This is a genomic window from Microcystis ichthyoblabe FBCC-A1114, from assembly GCF_050500245.1.
Lineage (GTDB): Bacteria > Cyanobacteriota > Cyanobacteriia > Cyanobacteriales > Microcystaceae > Microcystis > Microcystis ichthyoblabe_A.
The window spans coordinates 4,769,308-4,791,190 of the sequence record NZ_CP191408.1 but is presented as its reverse complement, the minus strand read 5'-3'; the positions used below and the strand labels follow the sequence as shown (position 1 = coordinate 4,791,190).

14 protein-coding genes and 1 pseudogene are annotated in these 21,883 nt (G+C 42.0%); 9 read left to right on the top strand and 6 right to left on the bottom strand.

Annotated elements, in window-relative coordinates; genetic code table 11:
- Positions 1 to 82: 82 nt before the first annotated feature.
- Entirely contained in the window at positions 83 to 2,296 is a 2,214-nt protein-coding gene (locus ACQY1Y_RS23285; protein ID WP_430014712.1) for a tetratricopeptide repeat protein, read from the bottom strand.
- A 135-nt stretch (positions 2,297 to 2,431) separates the two neighbouring features.
- Positions 2,432 to 2,848, bottom strand: coding sequence for a hypothetical protein (locus ACQY1Y_RS23280; RefSeq protein ID WP_430013654.1), 417 nt, complete (start codon positions 2,846 to 2,848; stop codon positions 2,432 to 2,434).
- 381 nt (positions 2,849 to 3,229) lie between these two features.
- On the opposite strand from ACQY1Y_RS23280, the gene ACQY1Y_RS23275 reads away from it, so the two are divergent.
- A complete protein-coding gene (locus ACQY1Y_RS23275; protein ID WP_002756080.1) occupies positions 3,230 to 3,574 on the top strand; it encodes a hypothetical protein in 345 nt (114 codons plus the stop codon).
- A gap of 458 nt (positions 3,575 to 4,032) precedes the next feature.
- Here ACQY1Y_RS23275 and ACQY1Y_RS23270 read toward each other — a convergent pair whose 3' ends face one another.
- The 3 genes from ACQY1Y_RS23270 to ACQY1Y_RS23260 form a co-directional block, all read right to left on the bottom strand.
- Positions 4,033 to 5,040, bottom strand: a complete 1,008-nt coding sequence (locus tag ACQY1Y_RS23270) for a DnaJ C-terminal domain-containing protein (protein WP_052277388.1) — start codon at positions 5,038 to 5,040, stop codon at positions 4,033 to 4,035.
- 70 nt (positions 5,041 to 5,110) lie between these two features.
- Positions 5,111 to 5,761: a TVP38/TMEM64 family protein gene (locus ACQY1Y_RS23265; protein WP_002747821.1), complete on the bottom strand. Its 651-nt coding sequence runs from the start codon at positions 5,759 to 5,761 to the stop codon at positions 5,111 to 5,113.
- Between the two features lie 79 nt (positions 5,762 to 5,840).
- On the bottom strand, positions 5,841 to 8,216 hold the full coding sequence (locus ACQY1Y_RS23260; RefSeq protein ID WP_430013653.1) for a glycogen debranching protein: 2,376 nt from the start codon (positions 8,214 to 8,216) through the stop codon (positions 5,841 to 5,843).
- Positions 8,217 to 8,753: 537 nt separating this feature from the next.
- Between ACQY1Y_RS23260 and ACQY1Y_RS23255 the strand changes: the two genes are divergently transcribed.
- The 8 genes from ACQY1Y_RS23255 (at position 8,754) to ACQY1Y_RS23220 (ending at position 21,207) form a co-directional block, all read left to right on the top strand.
- Positions 8,754 to 9,539, top strand: coding sequence for a hypothetical protein (locus ACQY1Y_RS23255; protein WP_002738520.1), 786 nt, complete (start codon positions 8,754 to 8,756; stop codon positions 9,537 to 9,539).
- 336 nt (positions 9,540 to 9,875) lie between these two features.
- Positions 9,876 to 10,292, top strand: coding sequence for a DUF29 domain-containing protein (locus ACQY1Y_RS23250; protein WP_002789552.1), 417 nt, complete (start codon positions 9,876 to 9,878; stop codon positions 10,290 to 10,292).
- A gap of 547 nt (positions 10,293 to 10,839) precedes the next feature.
- Positions 10,840 to 12,681, top strand: coding sequence for a hypothetical protein (locus ACQY1Y_RS23245; RefSeq protein WP_430013652.1), 1,842 nt, complete (start codon positions 10,840 to 10,842; stop codon positions 12,679 to 12,681).
- 65 nt (positions 12,682 to 12,746) lie between these two features.
- Positions 12,747 to 14,564, top strand: a complete 1,818-nt coding sequence (locus tag ACQY1Y_RS23240) for a hypothetical protein (protein ID WP_430013651.1) — start codon at positions 12,747 to 12,749, stop codon at positions 14,562 to 14,564.
- A 216-nt stretch (positions 14,565 to 14,780) separates the two neighbouring features.
- Positions 14,781 to 16,832, top strand: a complete 2,052-nt coding sequence (locus tag ACQY1Y_RS23235) for a hypothetical protein (RefSeq protein WP_430013650.1) — start codon at positions 14,781 to 14,783, stop codon at positions 16,830 to 16,832.
- Between the two features lie 95 nt (positions 16,833 to 16,927).
- Positions 16,928 to 19,594, top strand: a complete 2,667-nt coding sequence (locus ACQY1Y_RS23230; protein WP_430013649.1) for a hypothetical protein — start codon at positions 16,928 to 16,930, stop codon at positions 19,592 to 19,594.
- A gap of 162 nt (positions 19,595 to 19,756) precedes the next feature.
- Positions 19,757 to 19,939: a hypothetical protein gene (locus ACQY1Y_RS23225; protein WP_002747805.1), complete on the top strand. Its 183-nt coding sequence runs from the start codon at positions 19,757 to 19,759 to the stop codon at positions 19,937 to 19,939.
- 266 nt (positions 19,940 to 20,205) lie between these two features.
- Positions 20,206 to 21,207 (top strand): hypothetical protein, encoded by a 1,002-nt coding sequence (locus ACQY1Y_RS23220; RefSeq protein ID WP_430013648.1) that lies wholly within the window; start codon positions 20,206 to 20,208, stop codon positions 21,205 to 21,207.
- 75 nt (positions 21,208 to 21,282) lie between these two features.
- On the opposite strand, the pseudogene ACQY1Y_RS23215 reads toward ACQY1Y_RS23220, so the two are convergent.
- Positions 21,283 to 21,866, bottom strand: a pseudogene (locus ACQY1Y_RS23215) (hypothetical protein); the annotation flags it as partial.
- Between the last annotated feature and the right edge of the window lie 17 nt (positions 21,867 to 21,883).

The following is a 21,883-nucleotide window of genomic DNA, read 5'->3' as shown; positions in this document are numbered from 1 at the left end:
ATTGTGTTGTATTTGGCAAGTCTTTATCAATGATCAATTATAGTCTATCCCATAATTCCATAAATCACAGTTAAGACTGTTTTCAGGGATGAGGGGGTTTTGGTTTCAACATCTCCACCACCTCATCGGGAAACCGTTGTCTTAATTCTGCTTCGGGTAATTGGGATAACATCCTCAGATAATTCTGATAAACGGTTTGGGTATGGGGATGATTTTCCCCTAATCTTTCCCTGAAAATATTAATCGCTTCTAGATAGAGAGGTTCTGCTTCTGTGTACCTGCCTTGGGAATAGTACAATCCTGCTAAATTGTTGAGGGATTGTGCCACATCGGGATGATTGTCTCCTAAGAGTTGTTTTCTCAAATCTAATGCTTCTAGATAGAGAGGTTCCGCTTCTGTGTACCTGCCTTGGAAATAGTACAATAGTGCTAAATTGTTGAGGGAAGTTGCCACAGAGGGATGATTGTCTCCTAAGAGTCGTTTTCTCAAATCTAATGCTTCTAGATAGAGAGGTTCTGCTTCTGTGTACCTGCCTTGGGATTCGTACAATGCTGCTAAGTTGTTGAGGGAAGTTGCCACATCGGGATGATTGTCTCCTAAGAGTCGTTTTGTCAAATCTAAAGCTTCTAGAAGGAGAGGTTCCGCTTCTGTGTACCTGCCTTGGGAACGGTACAATGCTGCTAAATTGTTGAGGGAAAGTGCCACAAGGGGATGATTGTCTCCTAAGAGTCGTTTTGTCAAATCTAATGCTTCTAGATAGAGAGGTTCCGCTTCTGTGTACCTACCTTGGGATTCGTACAATGCTGCTAAATTGTTGAGGGAATTTGCCACAAGGGGATGATTGTCTCCTAAGAGTCGTTTTCTCAAATCTAATGCTTCTAGATAGAGAGGTTCTGCTTCTGTGTACCTGCCTTGGGAATAGTACAATGCTGCTAAATTGTTGAGGGAAAGTGCCACATCGGGATGATTGTCTCCTAAGAGTCGTTTATACAAATCTAATGCTTCTAGATAGAGAGGTTCCGCTTCTGTGTACCTGCCTTGGGATTCGTACAAGTATGCTAAATTGTTGAGGGAAGTTGCCACATCGGGATGATTGTCTCCTAAGTGGGTTCGAGTTGCGGTTAAACAAGCTTGACAGTAAGGTTCAGCAATAGCATACAATCCTTGTCCGTTATAATAACGAGCTAAACCCGTATAGGACCAAAATAAATCCTCATCAGCGATATATTGGGGATATTCCCCGACAGATGCTTGTAGATGGAGAAGGAAAGGTTTAAATTCTTCAACGATTTCTATAGTGAGATTCTGTGGCATTTCTGCCGATTTTTTGGCCATAATCCCACAATAACGGCGTTTTGCTGGTTCTGCGTGGGGTGATGCTTCTAACTTATCCCGAAAGTAGCGACGCAACAGGGGATGAATTTCATACCAACCATCACGATTATCCTGAACTAAACTCAGGTGAACTAAACTATCGGTTAACCATTCCTCCACTGTATCCCCATCCTCATCGGGAAATAAATCCAGAATCATTCCCTTGGGAAAGGGCGCAAGAGCGAATAAACTGAGGTAAAGTGCCAAAATTTGCGCTTCTGGTTCGCTATGCAACTCCTCCCAACTGAGATTAAAGGCAGCTTTTAACCCTCTTTCCGCAGTCATTTCCCCATGAAACTTGGGATTTTTGTCTAAACTTGGCTCATCTAAGCCTTTTTCGGCTAATTTCTGCCGTATTTTGCTGATTTTCCAATCCTGTCGCCGTACCAGCAACCTTGCCACCAATTCTAACCCTAAGGGTAAATAACCCAAATCCTGACATAATAATTTAGCTGCCTCGATTTGTGTGTCAATTCTGTTGTCTTTAAGGTAGGAACGCAATAAATCAAGTGCATCTTTTTCTTTTAATACTTCTACCCGAAAAGTCGCAATTGTCGCTGATAAATATTCCTTGCGAGTGGTAATTAAAACCTGAAAGCGTTTGTCTTCTTGCGGTGGTAAATAATCCCTAATTTGCTGATAATCCCGCACATCATCAAAAATAATTAGGACATTTCCCGCTAACCAGTTTTGCCAACAATAACGAATTTTTACGTCTAATTCTCCCTCATCCGGTAAAGTTAATTTGAGATGTACCCGCGCAAAATCTAAAATAGAAGTACCGATAAAACCGCCGTCACTCTCTGCCACATTTAACCAACATATACCCCCGGGATAGGCTTTTTCTCGCCATTGTTGCCAGCCAAACTGTCTGGCTAGTTCGGTTTTACCTATGCCTCCCATTCCTGTTAAGGTAGATATAGCAAGCTTTTGGGATTGTTGTAATTGAGTTTTTAAGTCAATTAATTCCTGATCCCTACCAACAAATTTAGGGATATTACTATTAGATAAATTGTGAGGATGTTGTTTAACCTGTTCCTGAACAGGCGGCTGCAGTCAGAAATTACCACCAATGAATGTATTACCTTGAAAAACATTCTTTATGGAATCAGCTAATTTTTGATTATTGATAAAGCTGGCTTGTTGAGATTGAGATTTAAGGGTATTATTAACCAATTCTTTAAGGGAAGGTTCCGCTTCTATCGCTTTAACCAACTCGGTTATAATTTGGCTTAATTCGGGACGGGTTTTAGCAACAGATTCCACCTCTAGAATTGCCTGTCCATAATCTAAAGGCTGTTCGGGTGCTTTTTCAATTGCGGTGACAGTATCCGGAGAAACTTGTTTCAGGGAAGTGAGAAATTTTTCTGTTTGTTGCCAAACTTTCTCTCCCACTTTTTCACCAGTTTTCTCTAACGCTTTAGTGGCAATAATCGAACCAACTGCGATCGCTGCTCCTGTAAGAGGGTCCATAGATAAAATCGGGGTGATGAGGGTTGAGTTTATTATATTATTGGGTTTTGATTTTTTGCCACAATATAGGGATTTTAGAGATTGCTTCAGGTAAATTCCTGTACTGCTAAAGTAAACTTGTGGTTAAGGTATCATTCATGATTCAGTCCTTATTTTGGCTTTCATAATTTTATTCTGCCCTATTTTTCTCGATCAGTGAGCAGTAAACAGTGATCACTTCGATCACAGTCCATGACACAATCACAACAATCACAGTCAAGACGGCATGGGAGAGGAAAGATCCGTGTTATCGTAAAAATGGGGATAGATGGGGAGTTTGGTCTTGCAAAATCGGCAAATAGGGATAAAATCAAAACAAGTTAATTTTTTCCTTACCATATCATGTTAACCCCATCGGATAGTAAATTATCTAAGCAGCAGCAGATTCTCTCGGCTGTTTCCGAAGAGGAACAGCTTAAACAGCAACGGATTCAGGAAGTGCTATTGTTAATAGATAGTTTATTCCAAAGAGAGGAAACGACTTTTAGGATTATCATCGACTGTCTTTATGATGTGGGTTCGTTAAATTTAATTAATAAAAAGTTTCATAGTCGTTACTTAAATTTTATTATGAAAGCGATCGCTCGTTTTTCTAAGCCTATATTCAGAATTTATGCTCTCTATTGGGTGAAAAAAAATAGCCCCAAATTAATTACTAATTGGTTGGCTAGTAAGGTTAAATTCTAGATCGATCCCCCCTTAATCCCCCCTTGATAAGGGGGGTGCCGATCCCCCCTTAATCCCCCCTTGATAAGGGGGGTGCCGATCCCCCCTTAATCCCCCCTTGATAAGGGGGGTGCCGATCCCCCCTTAATCCCCCCTTGATAAGGGGGGTGCCGATCCCCCCTTAATCCCCCCTTGATAAGGGGGGGAACTGACGATTTTTAACAGGTGCATCTCAATTTGGTCGAAATATCTAGATGACATTTTGGGCGCACGCAGTGCGCCCCTACCATTGGCGCAATAATATTATTGTAGGGGCGAATTGCATTCGCCCTCTTTGAACAACTTCTGCTGCTCACCTATAGGTGAGAGAAAATCAGAAATATTGAGATGCACCCATTTTTAACACCTAACCACTTATAAACCCCAGAGACAGTAATCAGCACCAAGAAAAACTGTTTTGGCAAACCCTAGCTAGGGACTTAAATTTGCACCTGTCTGAGATGACGACGGGGATCGGTGGTACGCTGAGATTTAATTTTCTCGTATAATTCCCGTTCGATCGCCGTTAATTCTTTGGGAGTATCGATGACAATTTTGACTAATTGATCGCCGCGTTGTCCTTTATTATCGATCCAACCTTTGCCGCGTAAGCGCAGGGATTGACCGGAACGAATACCGGCGGGAACTTTTACCGTCACCAGGCCATCGGGGGTAGGAACTTCAATCGCTGTGCCTAAAACTGCCTCATCGGGAGTAATCGGCACTTCACAGGTTAAATTATCGCCTTCAAAAGTAAAGAAAGGATGGGGTTCTAATTCCACATCGAGAAATAGATCTCCCCGTTGTTTACTCAAGGGATCGATTAGTCCTTTACCCCGTACCCGGAGACGATTACCGGTTTTAGTTCCTGGGGGGATTTTGATATCGATCATTTCTCCGGCTAAATTAACCCGTTTTTGTACTCCTCGTAAAGCTTCCCCAAAACTCAGACGCAGTTTAGCGGTGGAGACACCAGAAGTGACGGATTGCGGTGGAGTACGAGCGCCGGCAAAGTCGTTAAAATTGCTAAAATCGCCAAATCCTCTCCCCGGAGTCCCGTAGGAATGGGAACTGGGGCGAGTACCGCCGGAGCGCCCCATGCGACCGAGCAGTTCATTGATAAAATCATCAAAGGTGCTGTACTGGCTAAAGTCAAAACCGTCGGAACCAAAGTCAACCCCCCCATTACCACCTGGCCAATTCGATCGCTCGGCCTGTTGCCAATATTGTCCAAATTGATCGTATTTTTGGCGTTTTTCGCTATCGGAGAGGACTTCGTAAGCTTCGCTAATTTCTTTAAAACGTTCTTCGGCGCTTTTATTGTTAGGATTGCGATCGGGGTGATATTTGACAGCTAATTTGCGAAAAGCTTTTTTAATTTCTTCAGCGCTGGCAGTTTTACCTACTCCCAGAACGGCATAATAATCTTTATAATCTGCGGCAGGCATCGATACGCTATCTCCTTAGCAATGGGGATTCAGTCGGTATATTCCTAATCTAACTTAATTTTATCGCTGATCACTGAAAGGGAAATTGCCGACGACGACGATACCAAGTTCCCACACCTACTAACAGAGCAATGAGGGTAAAAGCCACCATTAGGGGCAATATATCGCCTTTTCCCAAAGATTTTAAACCCGCACCCATCATGACAAAGGGTAAAATTCCGGGGACAGTGCCTAATAAAGTACCGATGAAATAATCGCGAAAACGGATAGAAGTTAATCCCGCAACAAAGTTAACGATACCGTAGGGAATAATCGGTAATAGACGGATAGCAAACATATAAAATAGGCCGCCTTGCTGCATTTCTGCATCGATCGCTTGCCATTTTCCCTGAAATTTTTTGGCGGTATATTCCCGGCCAATAGTACGGGTAAAAGCAAAGGCAACTATAGCGGCCACCAAAGCGGCGATCGTTGTCCAAACTGTTCCCATAACTACCCCAAAGATCGCGCCACCACTGAGGTTTAAGGGGGTAGAAGGTAGGATTAAAATTGTCCCGATCGTATAGACAATAATATACAAAATGGGGGCCATAATTCCCATTTGTTTTAACCAGATCTGTAATTGTTGGGAGTCGATACCACCGATTAGATAAACTCCCATCGCTGTGGCGATAATACAAATTATGGTTAGGATAATAACACTACTTTTAGTTTTAGACATTTAACGGTAATTTTGGGCTAAGTGCGGGTTATAAAACATAAGATGCAATAGGGGTTTATATTTCCCTATTGCCAAAAATTCAGTTAATCTCCTCGAGAACCACGATCGAAAAACCATTGACTTTATAGCGATCGGCAATTACTGCTCCTTGCTCCACAGACCAACAATTATAATTGGTTTCTGCCCAAGCTGCCGTGTCAATAAGTCTTACCCAACGATAATTATTGCCTGGGGAGGGAAGACGAAAATCCACCGGCAGATGATACATATTAATTAACACCAAAAAATCGTGATCGCCGACGGCACTACCATCAATTAAAAACCAAATAGAGCGAGCATGGGCAGTTAAATCGCTAACCCCATCGGGTTTTTTAAATAAATAGGTGACACTATTGCCCGCATCGAGAACCATATCGCCATAGCGGCGCTGTTTGAGTGCTATATGATTGTTTCTTAAGTGAGCAATATAAGCGGCAAAAATAAATAAAGGATTGCGTTCTTCTTGATTAGTTCCCGTGCCAAAATTATTGTGATAAGCTTCCCGATAACCGGTGGGCAGTAGATGGGGTGAACGGGTGGCAATCATATCATAATTATTCCAAGTGGCCAGACTATCAATATTGTAGGGATTATTATTACCATTTTGAGTGCGGCCAAATTCATCACCCCAGACAGTCATGGGAACACCGCGAGATAAAAATTGAATCGTCCAAAAGTTGCGTAATCTTTGGCGACGTAAGGCCTGATTACCGCCAGAATCCCAAGAATCGTTATTATTATTGCCGCCATCGGAAGGACCAAAAGGCCAGGGATTTAGGTTATTTTTATTGTTATAACTGACCAAATCCATCAGGGTAAAACCATCGTGGGCAACAATAAAACTGATCGATTTGTGTGGTCCGCCTTGGTCATGAAAATTGTGATAATCTCCGTTCACCTGTTCGATGAATTTAAAAGTATTACCATCTCCCTTGCAAAAACGCCGGATTGCATCGCGATAACGGCCATTCCACTCGCCCCAACCCGTTGGGAAATTACCTACTTCGTAACCCCAGATATCCCAAGCTTCGGCGATCATTTCGGCATCATATTTCTTGCCTAATTGCTCGATCTTTTCTAACAAAGGATGTTTAGGAAAGAATTGTTTTTGTTTGCCCCAATCTTCTCGTTCATGACTAGAAGGAGTTCGGCCGAGGACGGGGGCCAGATCAAAACGAAAACCATCAACTCCCATGGTTTCTAACCAATAGGTGAGGGAATCAAGAACCAGATTACAGGTGACAATATGGGAAAAGTTTAATTGATTTCCGCAGCCAGTGGCCCCATCGACTAGATAATGTTCGTCGGTGAGTTGATAGTATTCCACCACATCAAAACCACCAAAACTAACAAATCCGGTGACATCGTTGCTGCCCCAATTGCCCCCTTCTCCGGTGTGATTATAGACCACATCGAGATAAACTTCCATACCTTGGTCGTGGAAAGCTTTGACCATGGCCTTAAACTCTCTGGTGGGTCCCCCAGGGGAGCGATCATAAGCATAACGGCGATCGGGAGCGAAATAACCAAAGGTCATGTAACCCCAATAGTTACCGCCGGGGCGATCGTCGGGGTTATTATCGTTAGCGGTTTCTTGGACCGGTAAGAGTTCGATCGTGGTAAATCCCAGCGCTTTCAGATATTTGGCCATATAGCCGGCCCCCGCATAAGTTCCTCTGTACTGGTCGGGAACGTTGGCCACTTCCTCAAAACCCGTAATTCCCTTGAGAATATCTTCCAAACGACTAGCGGAGGGGTGATGACTTAAACCGCGCACATGGGCCTCGTAAATGATCGCTTTTTCGGACCCCAGACGGGGACGAGTACCGGTAGAAGTCCCATCCGGCGCGATCACAATGCCTTTGGGCGACCATTTACCCGTATCGTATTGCCGCCGGATCACTCCTTTGTAGTCCCCTTCTCCCGTGGCATAGATTCCCGCATTTTCTCCGTCCGCGATCATGGCCGGGGTTTCAAGGTCGTGGGAAAGTTCTCGCGCGTAGGGATCGAAGAGGACTTTATTGGGGTTAAAACGATGGCCGAAATCGTCCACATCTGCCCGAAAACCAGCGTTACTGTGGCCTCTTTGCCATTTTTGATCAAATTGCCAATTGGAACCCCAACAGCGAAAAGCATAGTAACTGCCGTGGCCAATACCGGCGATTTTTGCCCGCCATATATCATCATTGGGGTTTTTTGTCAACCAGTAATCATACTTAGCGTTTTCTCCCGTCGGGCGATCGTAGATTTCCAGAAGAATCTGACTGGCATTTTTAGAATAGACGGCAAAGGTGACGCTATCGCCCCGATAATGCGCTCCGAGGGGATAGGTGGCATCGGCCCAAAGATGGCTATCTAGGGGGGCATAATTACCAGATTGGGGATGATTTTGACCGATCTCACTCTCCGATTTCATAAGTTTAATAAATCTCAGATTATGACTGTCTAAAGTATAGATTTAGTATGCTCTTGAATGTAAATTTTTATGACGAAATTCAACGTTTCTGGGCTTAATCCATTGACTTAGTTACTCAAATGGTTGAGGATGGGGGGGGCTGACATAGGCATAACTTTTAGCTGCAGAACTTAAGCATCTCATAAAGTTGCTCCTCCCGACAATCCTCTATCTAATTATGAGAATCAGACAAGCTGGAATCCAAAAGGCAAACAAGTCAAGGTTTATACGCAATTTTCTGCCGGTGCAACCCTTGGCGATCAAGACTTGGCTAATTACTATGAAACGACAGAGCCAGGACTCAATCTTTCCAGCCAATTATAGAATAGTTTAGACATTGTTCCCCAATATTGAGGGGTCACTGACTAACAATTTATCTGATACTCTAACCCTATCTGATCAGGATTTAGATACAATGGATGCTCAACTATCTTAGTTTTTTAGTCTTGATTAACTCAGCGATCACCATCGGAAAATCTGAACCAGGAAATAAACACCATGAAATTAGAAGACATCATTCAACAAAACCTCGTTAAACCCATTGATTCCTTAGCTGGAGACTCGGAACTTTGCCGAGAAGTTCAGACCCGTTTGCAAGTTTTCGGATTACTTCCTGCTCATGGTGTTGATGGCATTTATGGACCCCAAACAAAACAAGCCTTTGAACAATTCAAACAAAAAATCAAAGAAGGCGAATTGGATACCTTGGGAGCATCTTCGGCAAAATTTTTACTAGAACTTAAAGAATTACCGGGGGGTAATAATTTAATCTCCAAAGCTCAAGCCGAATCTATCTATGGTAATGTCATTAGCGATGGACAATTAGCAGATCTCAATTCTTGCTTAAATCGCTTTGAAATTAACACTCACCCCCGAATGTGTCATTTTTTAAGCCAAACTGCCCATGAAAGTGGTGGCTTGAAATGGATGAAAGAACTCGGTAGCGGTGAGGAGTATAACGGACGGAAAGACCTGGGAAATATTTATCCAGGAGATGGTCCCAAATATAAGGGAGCAGGCGTTATTCAACTAACGGGACGCAGTAACTATCAAGCTTTTGCGAATTATATTCATGATCCGAAAGTGATGGATGGAGTTGACTATGTTAGTACCACCTATCCTTTTACCAGTGGCGGTTTTTGGTGGCATAACAATAACATGAATGCTCTTTGTGATCGCGGTGCAACAGTGGAAGAAATCACCCGACGAGTCAATGGTGGTCTTAACGGACTAGCTGATCGTCAAGCTTACTACGAAAAAGCGATCAAAGTTTTTCCTGTTTAACTATAAATACCTTTCTGGTGCTAATTTTGGCTCTTCGGTTTGTGCTATGCAATGGACGGGGTTATAAGAGATGAAATCCTTATAGAGAAAGACATTGCTGCGATTTTTATCAATTGTTTTTGCTCTAGAACAAACTAATCAATAGAACTCTTGCTAGATAAGGATTTAAAGGATTTAGTCGATTTATGTCACCCGATCAAACCAGACCAAGTAACGAAGAACCAAAATAGCTCTACCGAACCTAGTATGCTAAACTGATGCTTGAAAAAGGGGACGGGGAAAAGGGTTGAGATTTTGGCAACAATTAAAGAATGATTATTGGGGTTTATTTAATCCATGAGTCAGATAACAAATGATCGGATTTACGAGACAGATTTCTATCAATGGACAATCGAACAAGCTCAAGCTTTAAGAGAGCAAAATTTCCAGGAATTGGACTGGGAAAACATCATTGAGGAGATCGAAGCCTTGGGACGCAGTGATTACAGTGCGGTTGCTAGTCTGTTGATGAGAGAGATTGAACATCGTTTAAAAATAGACTATGCTAACCGACCTGAGTGTGATCGCCACTGGCGCTCAGAAATGGTAGCTTTTAGGAAGAATATTAAACGACGGTTAAGTCCTTCAATGAAACCCAAACTCGAAAAAGATTTTTCTGAAATCTATCAGGATGCTGTGGAAATTGTCCTAGCTAAATATGACCTAAATCTGCCAACTACTTGTCCCTACAACCTTGAGGATTTACTTCCTTAACTACCTAGCTTATAGCAAATCTGGCTTTAAAAAGAGGGTATTGTTAGGAGTTAGAAGTTAATAGTTAAGAGTGAAGAATGTGGGGGTATAACTCCTCACTCTTCACTCCTCACCCCCTTACGAAACTAGATTTTATCAAGCGGATTTGGTAGTTGATTTTTGGTCTCGGCCACTTCTGTCCATTAGTCACATCTTTCTTAACATTTCAAACCTTTGTAGCCCAGGACTTTAAAGACTCGTTTAACAATCTGTAATATTCCTTGTTGACACCCTTAATGACAAAGAAAAAACTGCAATCAAATCAGGATAAGGGTTGGAGTGCTTACTGACAAAATTGTTAAGAAAGATCCCTATAAGGGATAGCACTTGACAGGGGGGGATTGTGTATGTATGTTGTTATTATCCACTATTGGAGTTATCCCAGGCAACAGGAGAAAAAGCTTAAGCTTTGTGGGAATTTGCTGCTGCCTAAAAATAACTACCCAACAGAGTAATCTACAGGATTTAAAGTTTTTCAGTTCACTTTTGTACAATTGAGATAATAAACATGACTAGCACTACCTCAACCCCAAACCTTCCCACCCAAGCTCAATGGGATGCCGCTAACCAATTTTTACAAGAACTCCTCATTAATAACAATCTTGCCCAAGGCTATCTCAATATAGCCCAACAAGCTAACGGACAAGACAACGCCCCCACTAGGCTCACCGATTGGTTACAGGGGCAAGGTTATGATACCACTCCAGCCTTAATCTATGGCGCTTTAGTCGCCGTGCAAAATACCACTCTCGGGTATTGGCTAGGGATTTATGGACAGAGTTATCAACAAAATCCCCCCATTGCTGCCCCTGTTCTGGCTATTTTGCCGGATATTGACGGGAACATCACCCCCTATCTGAACGGGGTAGCTCTAGTGAACTATACCTTTAAGAGCGTGGAATCCGATGGGAGTCTTAATCCTATCCTATCTTGGGGCTTGGAGAGTAATAGCACCGCCGGAGAGATTACCTTTTACTATACTCCCGAAGTGAATACAGACCCTAATCCCCCCACAGGATATACAGGAAACTGGTTTCAAGGCACTTTACAAACTGGTGCAAATGCTCCTCAAGAGAGTTTCTTCGGGGCGCCCGGTTCAGCGAATGCGGAGGCTTTACCCACTGTCAGCTTATCCGAACAGGAAACAGAGCAAGAGCAATCAGAAAGTTGGTGGAAAAAGACGATAGCATGGCTCAACGCTCATCCTGCGGCATGGGTTGGAGTCGGGATAGGTGGTTTAGTTGTGGGCGGTTCCTTAATCTATGGAGGTTACAAGCTGGTGCGATGGGCTTACCAGTCTATACAACAATGTCTACAGGAGCGTGAGCAAGCACAGCAGGAGATTAACAACGACTTTCAAAACGACTCACAGGAAGAAATTGACCCTCTAGAGCAGGGGATTAGGGTAAGGGTTGAGAATCAACCAAGACAGCGCCAACAACAAATTATCCACGAAGAAGAAGAAGAAGAATCCGATGCAGAAATTGAATCTCTAGAGCAGGGGATTAGGCAAGAAGTTCAGAATGAACAAAGACAGTTAGAAGAACAACCAGCCGAAAGGTATCCAAATGTTTTTGACAACCCACGAATGACACTTAAGGACGTTGAAAAGACCCGTATTTTTCAACAGGCACAAAACCAACTGCAAAAACCAGAACTTAAAAACTTAGATTCAGTAAGCAATCTTCAGAATCCTGATGCTTATATCCATCAGGGAGAATCGGATTTACAGGGGATTCAAGATAGTGCTAAATTTCCTAGTTATCTTAATCAAGAAGAACCTCTTTTACAATCTCTCATCTTGAGTGAGAATGCTGAAAATCAAAATATAGATCATCTAGAACAAAAGATAGAATACCCTCCCTCATATCCTCAGAGAGTGCTAGATTTACCTAAAGCAGAGCAATGGCATCTATTAAGTCCTCACTATCAACAACAATTACAAGAAAACTTAGGTAAAAGGTTAAATAGGCTGGTTTCTTTCGGGGAAAACCCCCAGCCTCCCTCTCAGTTTCAGCCTAATAATCTTGATGATAATGACCTAAATGCTTCTCAAAATCTTAATGACGGGAATTCCTCCCAAGACATTTCTGGGAATGATCTAAATGCTTCTCAAAATCTTAAGGATGGGAATTCTGGTATAGATCAATCAACTATGCTTAGTCGACCTACCATTACCCAACAACAAACCAGCCAAAAGGTAGATGTGAATAAACAAGGATCATCCTCCCAACAATCACAGCAAGGACCCTTATCTGATCAAAAAATCCAGCAGGTTGAGTCGAAAAACCAATCTAATGAGCAAAATCCTGATGATGATGATCAGTTCAGTGATGAGAGGGGAGAATAATCTGCAATCAACTCGGTACCCTTTAAGGTTTTTAAGTTCATTTTTGTAAAATTCAGAGAATAACCATGACCACCACCTCAACCCCAACCCTTCCCACCCAAGCTCAATGGGATGCCGCTAACCGATTTTTAGAAGAACTCCTAACTAATAACACTCTTGCTCAAGGCTACCTGAATATAGCTCAACAAGCTAACGGACAGGACAACGCCCCCGCTATGCTCACTGACTGGTTACACGGCCAAGGTTATGATACCACTCCGGCTTTAATCTATGAGGCTTTAGTCGCTGTGCAAAATACCGCTCTAGGCTATTGGCTAGGGATTTATGGACAGAGTTATCAGCAAACCGGAACTATCAGCACTGATGCCCCCGTCCTCTGCATTTTGCCGGATATTAACGGGAATATCACCCCCTATCTAAACGGGGTAGCACTGGTGAACTATACCTTTAAGAGCGTGGAATCTGATGGGAACTTTAATCCTATCCTATCTTGGGGCTTGGAGAGTAATAGCACCGCTGGAGAGATTACCTTTTACTATACTCCCGAAGTGAATACAGACCCTAATCCCCCCACAGGATATACAGGAAACTGGTTTCAAGGCACTTTACAAACTGGTGCAAATGCTCCTCAAGAGAGTTTCTTCGGGGCGCTCGGTTCCGCGAATGCGGAGGCTTTACCCACTGTCAGCTTATCCGAACAGGAAACAGAGCAAGAGCAATCAGAAAGTTGGTGGAAAAAGACGATAGCATGGCTCAACGCTCATCCTGCGGCATGGGTTGGAGTCGGGATAGGTGGTTTAGTTGTTGCCGTTGGCTTGATCTATGGGGGTTACAAGCTGGCGCGATGGGCTTACCAGTCTATACAACAATGCCAACAGGAGCGTGAGCAAGCACGGCAAAAGATTGAGGACGACTTTCAAGACAAACAATATGATGCTGCGGTGATTGAGCAGTGGTATGAAAAGCAGGATCAGAAGAAAAAAGAACAGGAATCCCTAGAAAATATCGAAAAAGAAGAAGAATATGATGCAGAAATTCGATCTTTAGAGCCAGAGATTAAGCAAGAGGTTGGGAATGAACAAAAACAGTTAGAAGATCAACCCCAAAATAATAAACTGGCCTCACCAAAGGAAATTAAAGCAATGATGGATCAAGCATTTCCAAAAATGGCGGAAATTTGGAACAATGCTAACAACAGTGAGGATCCTAGTGCTTTCGCTAACGCTGAAATACAGATAAGAGGGATATTGAATCAAATGTCCTCTGCTATTGAGCCTGAGCCTGACAACGGGGCTGACGACTATAAATCACCTCTGAAAAAATACATTAAAACCGGAAACTATGATCGTCTTGATCAGAACAACCCAGAACATCGGTTTATTAAAGCTTTGGAAGACATTAAGTATACAAGTCGTGATCAATGGCTGAGATCAAAACAACGTCAAGAGTTAATCAAAAATTGGGAAGAAATAAAGCCCCAGAGAATGGAAAAGCTGAAAGAAGTAAAGAGGCAGAAAGAAGAACTAAAGAACCAGAAGAATGATCAGCAAGGTTCAGAGGATCAATTTGCTGACAAGAAATTCGGCGAAAACCCCCAGCCTCCCTCTCAGTTTCAGCCTGACAATAATGCTCCAAATGCTTCTCAAAATCTTGATGATGGAAATTCTGGTATAGATCAATCAACTGTGCCTACTCCACCTAAGATTACCCAACAACCAACCAGCCAAAAGGTAGATGTGAATCAAAAAGGCTCAACCTCCCAACAATCACAGCCAAACCCCTTATCTGATCAAAAAATCCAGCAGGTTGAGCAGAAAAACCAATCTAGTGATCAAGATTCTAATGATGGTGGTGATGAGATTGAAGGTGAGGAGGGAAAATAATCTGTTGCGAGGAAAAGGACTACCCTTTCAACCCCCAAGATCCCCCCCAAGGCTGTTTCCTTCTTGGTTAAAACTTGGATTTTATAGTTCAATTCAGCGAATGTTTTCTATTAGCCTCGTCAATTTATTGCGAGGCGAGTTAACAACTCGAACCTAACAGCCATGCCCCCAAGATAGAGGGCAAATTAGTAAATTTTTCTAACACGAGGTACACAAATGACAGCTAATCAACCGACAACCAATCCCTATACCGAAGGACAAAGTTTTCTCGCAGCAGCGATTAACAATCCTAGCCTAATAAACGGGTATGTAACGGCAATTAAAAATGGCAATGGCAATCCTCAAGCCGGAACAACTTGGTTAACACAGAATGGTTATCAAACCACTTCCCTACAAGTCTATCAAGCTCTCCTATTTGGTCTTCAAAATGAGTTAGGTTTTTGGCAGGGAGTCTATGGTTTGAGTCAACTCAGCGATCCTAGCAATTCTAACAACACCCAAAACGGACCGGTTTTAACCATCGCTATCGATTCTAATACGGGGAATGCTTACCCTATCTTGGGTGGATCCATTATTCCTACTTCTGACTTTACCTTTACCCCCGGAACGAATACCAGTCCTTATCCTAGTCTGAGCTTTACGGTTTCTCAGTATGGTTATACTTATGGTGTTAACATCACGTTTTACTACTATCTTCCTTTTACGATTTCCCCCCCCCTTCCTAACCCCATTCCTAGCAATTTTTCAGGAGGTAATTACACCGTCGAGAGCGTCAAGAGCGTTTCCGGATTGGGGACTTGGTTTCAAGGTACTATAACCATCAATGGAACTCAATGGAACTATACCGGAGAACTCGGTCAACCTGTGAGTTTTCCCCTCAGCTTTTGGACAGGATACTACGGCACGACTACTTTCACCCCCCCCGGCAGTAGTCAATCTTCTCAAGGACAAGCTTTGATTCTTCAACCCGATGGTTCTGGAGGATTTACAGTAACTGTAGGAGGAGAAACGATTCAGAATTGGACTTATAACTGCGCTCTCAATCAATTAACTTGGACCACTACTAATAATTCAACAGCAGGAAATCTGACTTTTCTTCAAGTACAACCTAGTGGTTCATCAACCTATAACGGACCCGGTTTTACTGGAACTTATACCGATGGGGGGACAACCTACACCTACAATGGAATTCTTTCCACTCCTAAATCTTTGAACCAATGGGTAGGAAGTTATGGGGTAACGGTTCTCTCTCCAAGTTCCAGTAATGACGATAGTGATGATGTTTTGGGTCCAGAATTAAATCTCTACCTCAGTAACAATTCTCCCCAAGTTCAGATCAACTTTGGCAATAATCAGATCGCTACGATTCCTCCATCGGCGATCGATTCTTTCGATCAAGCAACCAATACCTTAAGTTGGACAAGTTCCAGTGGAATTAACACATCTGGACAGATTCAATTTGGCCAACAAACTGCCGCAACGTCCAGTAGTAGTTATATCGGTAATTATTTTAGTGGAACTTTAACCTTATCTACCTCAGTCGGTAGCTTGAACGCCGGAGGTTACTCCTATAGTGGTCAAATTGGCGAGCCGCCTCCCTCCTCCACTTCCCCTGCTAAACAACCTTTTATCACATGGAAACAAATTGAGCAGGGCATTGTAATGGGATTTTTCAATGGAATGGGTATGAAGGTTTTTGAGGGTCTTTTTACTCTTTTCATAGAGCTACCGGCTAAATGGCTTTATAGCAAAATCAGTTCTTTAGTCACTAAAAAGTCAATGAGTGAGGAAAATGCTCCCTCTGGGGAGGATAGTTTGAATGCTGAGGAACAACCGGAAATTGAACAAAAAAGTAGCTCAAGTGGAGGTTCAGGTGGAGGTGAATCCGAACAAGGGGGAACAGAATCAGGTTCAGGAAACGATGACGATGAGGACGACGACTCAGACAGCGATGAGGGCGGCGACACTACCACTAACACTACCACTACCACTAGCACTACCACAGAAGGTTCACCGAAGCCCCTCGTAATCAACGAGCAATCCCCTAACACTTCTCAGAGTGGAAGTGGTACACAATTCGAAGAACCTACAAATACAGGGGGGGGAAGCTCAAATGCTGGTCCCCCTCCAACTCAACAGATTAACCAAGCAGGGAAAGACAGTGGTGGTGATGGCGACGGTGATGGCGACGGTGATGGCGACGGTGATGACGATGGGGACAGTGATCTGAAAGAACTTCCATTTTATGGCGGGGGGGAGGATTTCTAAGGGCTAAACCCTTTCACTAATCGCAATAGATGGGCGAAAGAAAGTTTTTTCGCCCATTGGCAAAATTAACGAAATTGAATCACTAAAAAGGTCAAATGGTTACTTTTAAAAATAGTTATGATCCCCCTAAACAAGTTTATGGTTATGCACCAGTACCACCAGATACCGGTGAAATTGTTTACACCTTTTATCTCGTCAATTATTTCCCCAGTAACAATGGTTATAATATGTCCTATGACTTTAGTGGTGTTCTAGAAGCTATTGGTAAAGATTATAAATGGATTCAAGGGGCACAATCGGGAGTCGTTACACCGGGGTTATATAATGTAGCCAGCTTTTATTTAACCAATGGATCTGGCAATCAAACCATACAAAAGGGCAGTGTTCCTTTAATAACCATTGCCGGAACAACAATAGATTTTTGGTTTTGGTCGGGGGGTTCTACTCCCTATATTAATCTACTCACTCCTTCAGGATTTACCGAAACGACTAATAGTTCAACTGATAATGTGATTGCCTGTAGTGCCTATACAGTTAGCCTTAACGGCGGTGAGAATAGTCCAACAACTAACAATATTTTTATCAGTTTAAATCCGGATCCTTTATGGGATTGGATCGGCTATTATGGAACCACAACTTACTCCGAATGGAGCCAACCCCCCGTTCTCACAATTCAAGGCAATAATACCGGTTCATTAGAGGTTATTTTTGAGAATATTGTTATTAATAATTGGTCTTTTGATGCCTCAAATAATCAACTCACTTGGACAACCTCCGGTGGCAATGGATCCGCCGCTTCTCTAACTTTTTCCGTAGTCACTGCTAATAGTCCTAATGCCTATTCTGGTCTAAGTTTTACAGGGACTTTACAAACCGATCCTAATGGAAGCGGTGGCTTTAGTCAATCTGGCACATTTTCTGGGCAAATTGCCGAAACTTCTACGGATCAATCAGCCCAAAGTTTTCTACAATTTCTCTTAGAAAATTCATCCATTGCTCAACAGTTTAACACTGAATTAGAAACCCTTGCCACCAATGCTCAAACCCAACAACAAAACGGCGCAACTAGCACCGAAATTATTAACACCGCTAACCAAAATTTAACCAGTTGGTTTCAACAACAGGGCTATGATACCACTCCCCAAGCCCTTTATCAAGCCTTACTCCAATTTGGCTATACCGATCTGCTTTTCTGGTTAGGAGTTTATGGATTAACTGAAGTTGTTCCCCAAGGAAATATTACTCAAAATACTGCCCCTGTACTGGCTATTGTTCTTGATTCCAATAATCAAGCTATTCCTCAATTATGTGGTGTCACGCTAGAAAACTACACCTTTAATAATGGTGTTTTAAGTTGGCCAATGACCGGAGGAAATACCACCGCCGGACAAGTTCAATTCTATTATACTTCTCCGATTTCTCTGAGTTCTACCCAACCCACCGGCTATACAGGTCCTTGGTTTCAAGGTACAATAACCGTTTCCTATCAAGGAGAAACCCAAACGTTAACCTATTATGGAGAAATTGGCAATCCTGTTAGTTTCCCCCTCAAAAATTGGACAGGTTTCTATGGTGTTACTTCCTATTCTCCTTGGGCGCAACCCCCCTCTTTAACCATTCAATGTGATCCATCCGGCACATTACAGATTCTTCTCGATGGCGTAGTTATTAATAATTGGTCTTACAATGCTGTCTACAATCAACTGACTTGGACTTCTAACGTTGGTAATAATTCTGCTGCTACTTTAACCTTTGATCAAGCTACGGCAAATAGTCAAAATAGCTACTCAGGACCGACTTTTACCGGGAAATTACAAACCAATCTCAATAGTAGTGGTAGCTTCACTCAGTCGGGAACTTTTGCCGGAGAATTATCTCAACCACAGGATCTATCTGAGTGGATCGGTTCTTATGGGGTGACAGTTTTAACGCCTTCATCTTCTAGTTCTAACTCTAATTCTAATCCGATTATGGGACCAGAGTTAGACGTTTCTATGAGCGGTAATACCCCTCAAGTCTCTCTCAATTTTGGTAATAATAATACAACCACCACTATTCCCACAAGTAATTTTAATCAGGCGACAAATACCCTAACTTGGACCGGTTCTATGCCGATTAATACATCCGGAACTGTTCAATTTGGAACTCAAACCGCCCCAACTTCTAGCAGTAGCTACATCGGGAATTATTTTGATGGAACTCTCACCTTAAACGAAAAGGTAACATTTTTTCAAGCAGGAACTTATTCCTTCTCTGGACAAATGGGAGAATTTTATTATGCTAATTCAACTATTCCCACAACTTGGCAAGTTATTCTCGGAGATATTAAGAAAGTTACTGTATTAATTATCCGAATGTATCTTCAAAATAAAGCAATGGAAGTAGGTGAAGCCTTTACCGAATGGGTATTTGAGGTCATTTCGGAGATTTTCTCCTCAGAGGAAACCGCAGTAACCGCATTAGCCTCAGAAGGAATTGAAGTGGCGGATATAACCGATTATGCGACTGGGATTTTTACTAATGTTGGCACTCCCATTAATTTCTCTAAACCGCCAGAACTGATTGAACCCTCCGACCCTGGAACAACAAACGCCGGTGATGCTGGTGATGCTGCCGATGCTGCTGCCGATGCCGCCGATGTTGACGCCGATGCTGCCGGATTAGCTGTGGACGCTGATGCTGCCGTTGATGTTGGTGCTGATGTTGCCCTCGATGCCGGTGCTGATGTTGCCCTCGATTGTTTGTGGCTTTTATTTCTGTAGGCTACCAAAATCTCAAATAATTCCCTAAACAAGGCCGTAATCTTTACTGTTTTCGATCAGGCGATCGCTCTTATTTATCTCCTAATTGAAAATGCGATCGCCTTCATAGCAACCAAGTTTATTTTTTAAGTTTATCTTTTTAAAAATGGCATCTACAACATAATGAGCAAGAACATTACCAAAATTCTCGATCTTTTTATTACTGTACTCATCAGTTTTTCGCTATTCGTTAATACAGCGATCGCCTGTAGTGATGTGATGATCTCAGGTAATGGCTATACAGCCGTTGCTCGTAATCAACAGCACGAAGAAAACAGTTCGTCTGTTCCTGTTTCCTCCTCTTAAAGTGTTAGAGTACTCCCCAGAAAAAATGATCCAAAATCTGAGATAATCAAAATGTATCAACAAAATTGAATTAGTCGCCAGAAGGCATACGGAGGAGAGATAGCCTTTTCAGGCGTTGCTAATTTGAGATATGAATCTTCTCTTGTGGGATTTTTAAACCCTAGACCCAAACTAACTTTTGGATGGGTGCAAAGTTGTCATTCATACCTTGATTCAGCAACGCCCCTTTTCATTCTATTAATCAATCTAAAAAGTCCCCAAAAAATATGATAACTTCCACTCCAGTCAAAAAAAATGACGATATTAACGCCTTAAATGCGGATATTCGGGAAGTTTTATTAGAGGTTTTGCCGATAATTTCTCCTGAATTACAACTAGAAATTGCTAACTTAGTTCAACAGATTCATCATCTGAATTATTTGATTTATAAAAAAAGTAATAGCTGGAAAATTGGTTGGTTTATTTTTAACAATGATCCAACTAAATTGATTTTGTTATTAGAGGAAATTAAATATATATTGCTCATGGCAAAAACTAATAAAGTCGGAGTTGATGCTATTCGAGAATTCAGAATTAATCTAGAAAAGGAAATTAATAATAGTCGCTATTTTTTATGGGGACATATTTTAAATGGATTTAGTTCTATCTATTCTACAAGATCAGTCCCATTCAAAATATTTTTAGGTTTATCTATTACAACTTTTTTATCTATTATTGCCCTCAAATTTTCTGCTCAAGAAATTTACATATTTGATGATAATTTACACCAGAAATCCTCTCAAAAGGAGGCACTTATTTCAAAACCATTACCTCAAGCAAACTCCCCAGTACCCATTCCTTCTAGTAGTTATTCAGAACAGTTAAAATCATCGAGTGATACGATAAATCCTAATCGGCATATATTTTATGGTTTAGTTTATGCGGCAACAGCAGGAGTGTTGGGAAGTGTTGCCAGTATTTTACTCAGAATTATCGACTTTACAGACCAAGAATATGACGACCCCCTCATTCCTTTTTTTATTGGTTTGTTTAGACCCTTAATTGGTCTAATTTTCGGTATTTTTATCTTTAGTTTAATTAGCTCAGATACGTTGATTAAAATTGATTTTATGATTACCCAGGATCAAAATTCTTCTAGTTTAATAACAAACAAAGCCCGTCAGGATTTATTTATCTTTTCCTGTGCTTTTTTAGTGGGATTTAGTGAAAGATTTGCCTCAGATTTAGTTAAAAAAACTGAATCTGGATTAATTGAAAAAGAAAAATAATTTTCTTGGCTAAATTATACGGACTTTTGCGGATTCAAGACATACAATAACAGCAGTGGGCAAAATAATTGCGGAGATCAAGAAAGTAACCGTTCGCATCCGTTCATCGCTGTCTAAGTTGCCTTTTTTCTTCTTGAGCATCCACCAGAGAATGGGTATAGCTACCCCTTCATGGACAATGCCGACTGTGAGGATGTTGTAGTGATGACTACCAAATGACCAATTGGTGCGGTCAATACTCAATACCCAGGGTTGAGAGATATGGAGCCACTGGACTACAATGGGAGCTATTTGAGAGTAATACCATTTCTCTAAATGAAAACTACACATCGAATTTAAATCCCCCTTTAAGTTCCCCTTTTTAAGGGGGATTTAGGGGGATTAAACTTCTGTAGTCAGACTTTGGAGAATTGGTATAATCTCTCTCGAAGTCCCCAAACAAGCGTTGTCATCGTTTGTAATGGGACTCTACCAATACCCGACCTTCAAAACCTAGAGCTAATTCCTTGAGGTTGACGGTTTTTACTTTCAACAGAGCCAGTAAGAAGAGAGCGAGGAAAGAGAGTCTTGCTCCGTGCCATCCCTTGAGGAGGTTTGAGAGCTTGTTTCAATGCGTTATATTGGTTCCTAGGGGTTTCAAGATTAGTGCTATTTTTGATAAAACCCTACTCCCGCC

What these genes read in the sequence shown, in the direction of transcription:
- ACQY1Y_RS23280 (WP_430013654.1), bottom strand. Translation starts at nt 2,848, where the DNA reads ATGGACCCTCTTACAGGAGCAGCGATCGCAGTTGGTTCGATTATTGCC.
- ACQY1Y_RS23275 (WP_002756080.1), top strand. Translation starts at nt 3,230, where the DNA reads ATGTTAACCCCATCGGATAGTAAATTATCTAAGCAGCAGCAGATTCTC.
- ACQY1Y_RS23270 (WP_052277388.1), bottom strand. Translation starts at nt 5,040, where the DNA reads ATGCCTGCCGCAGATTATAAAGATTATTATGCCGTTCTGGGAGTAGGT.
- ACQY1Y_RS23265 (WP_002747821.1), bottom strand. Translation starts at nt 5,761, where the DNA reads ATGTCTAAAACTAAAAGTAGTGTTATTATCCTAACCATAATTTGTATT.
- ACQY1Y_RS23260 (WP_430013653.1), bottom strand. Translation starts at nt 8,216, where the DNA reads ATGAAATCGGAGAGTGAGATCGGTCAAAATCATCCCCAATCTGGTAAT.
- ACQY1Y_RS23255 (WP_002738520.1), top strand. Translation starts at nt 8,754, where the DNA reads ATGAAATTAGAAGACATCATTCAACAAAACCTCGTTAAACCCATTGAT.
- ACQY1Y_RS23250 (WP_002789552.1), top strand. Translation starts at nt 9,876, where the DNA reads ATGAGTCAGATAACAAATGATCGGATTTACGAGACAGATTTCTATCAA.
- ACQY1Y_RS23245 (WP_430013652.1), top strand. Translation starts at nt 10,840, where the DNA reads ATGACTAGCACTACCTCAACCCCAAACCTTCCCACCCAAGCTCAATGG.
- ACQY1Y_RS23240 (WP_430013651.1), top strand. Translation starts at nt 12,747, where the DNA reads ATGACCACCACCTCAACCCCAACCCTTCCCACCCAAGCTCAATGGGAT.
- ACQY1Y_RS23235 (WP_430013650.1), top strand. Translation starts at nt 14,781, where the DNA reads ATGACAGCTAATCAACCGACAACCAATCCCTATACCGAAGGACAAAGT.
- ACQY1Y_RS23230 (WP_430013649.1), top strand. Translation starts at nt 16,928, where the DNA reads ATGGTTACTTTTAAAAATAGTTATGATCCCCCTAAACAAGTTTATGGT.
- ACQY1Y_RS23225 (WP_002747805.1), top strand. Translation starts at nt 19,757, where the DNA reads ATGAGCAAGAACATTACCAAAATTCTCGATCTTTTTATTACTGTACTC.
- ACQY1Y_RS23220 (WP_430013648.1), top strand. Translation starts at nt 20,206, where the DNA reads ATGATAACTTCCACTCCAGTCAAAAAAAATGACGATATTAACGCCTTA.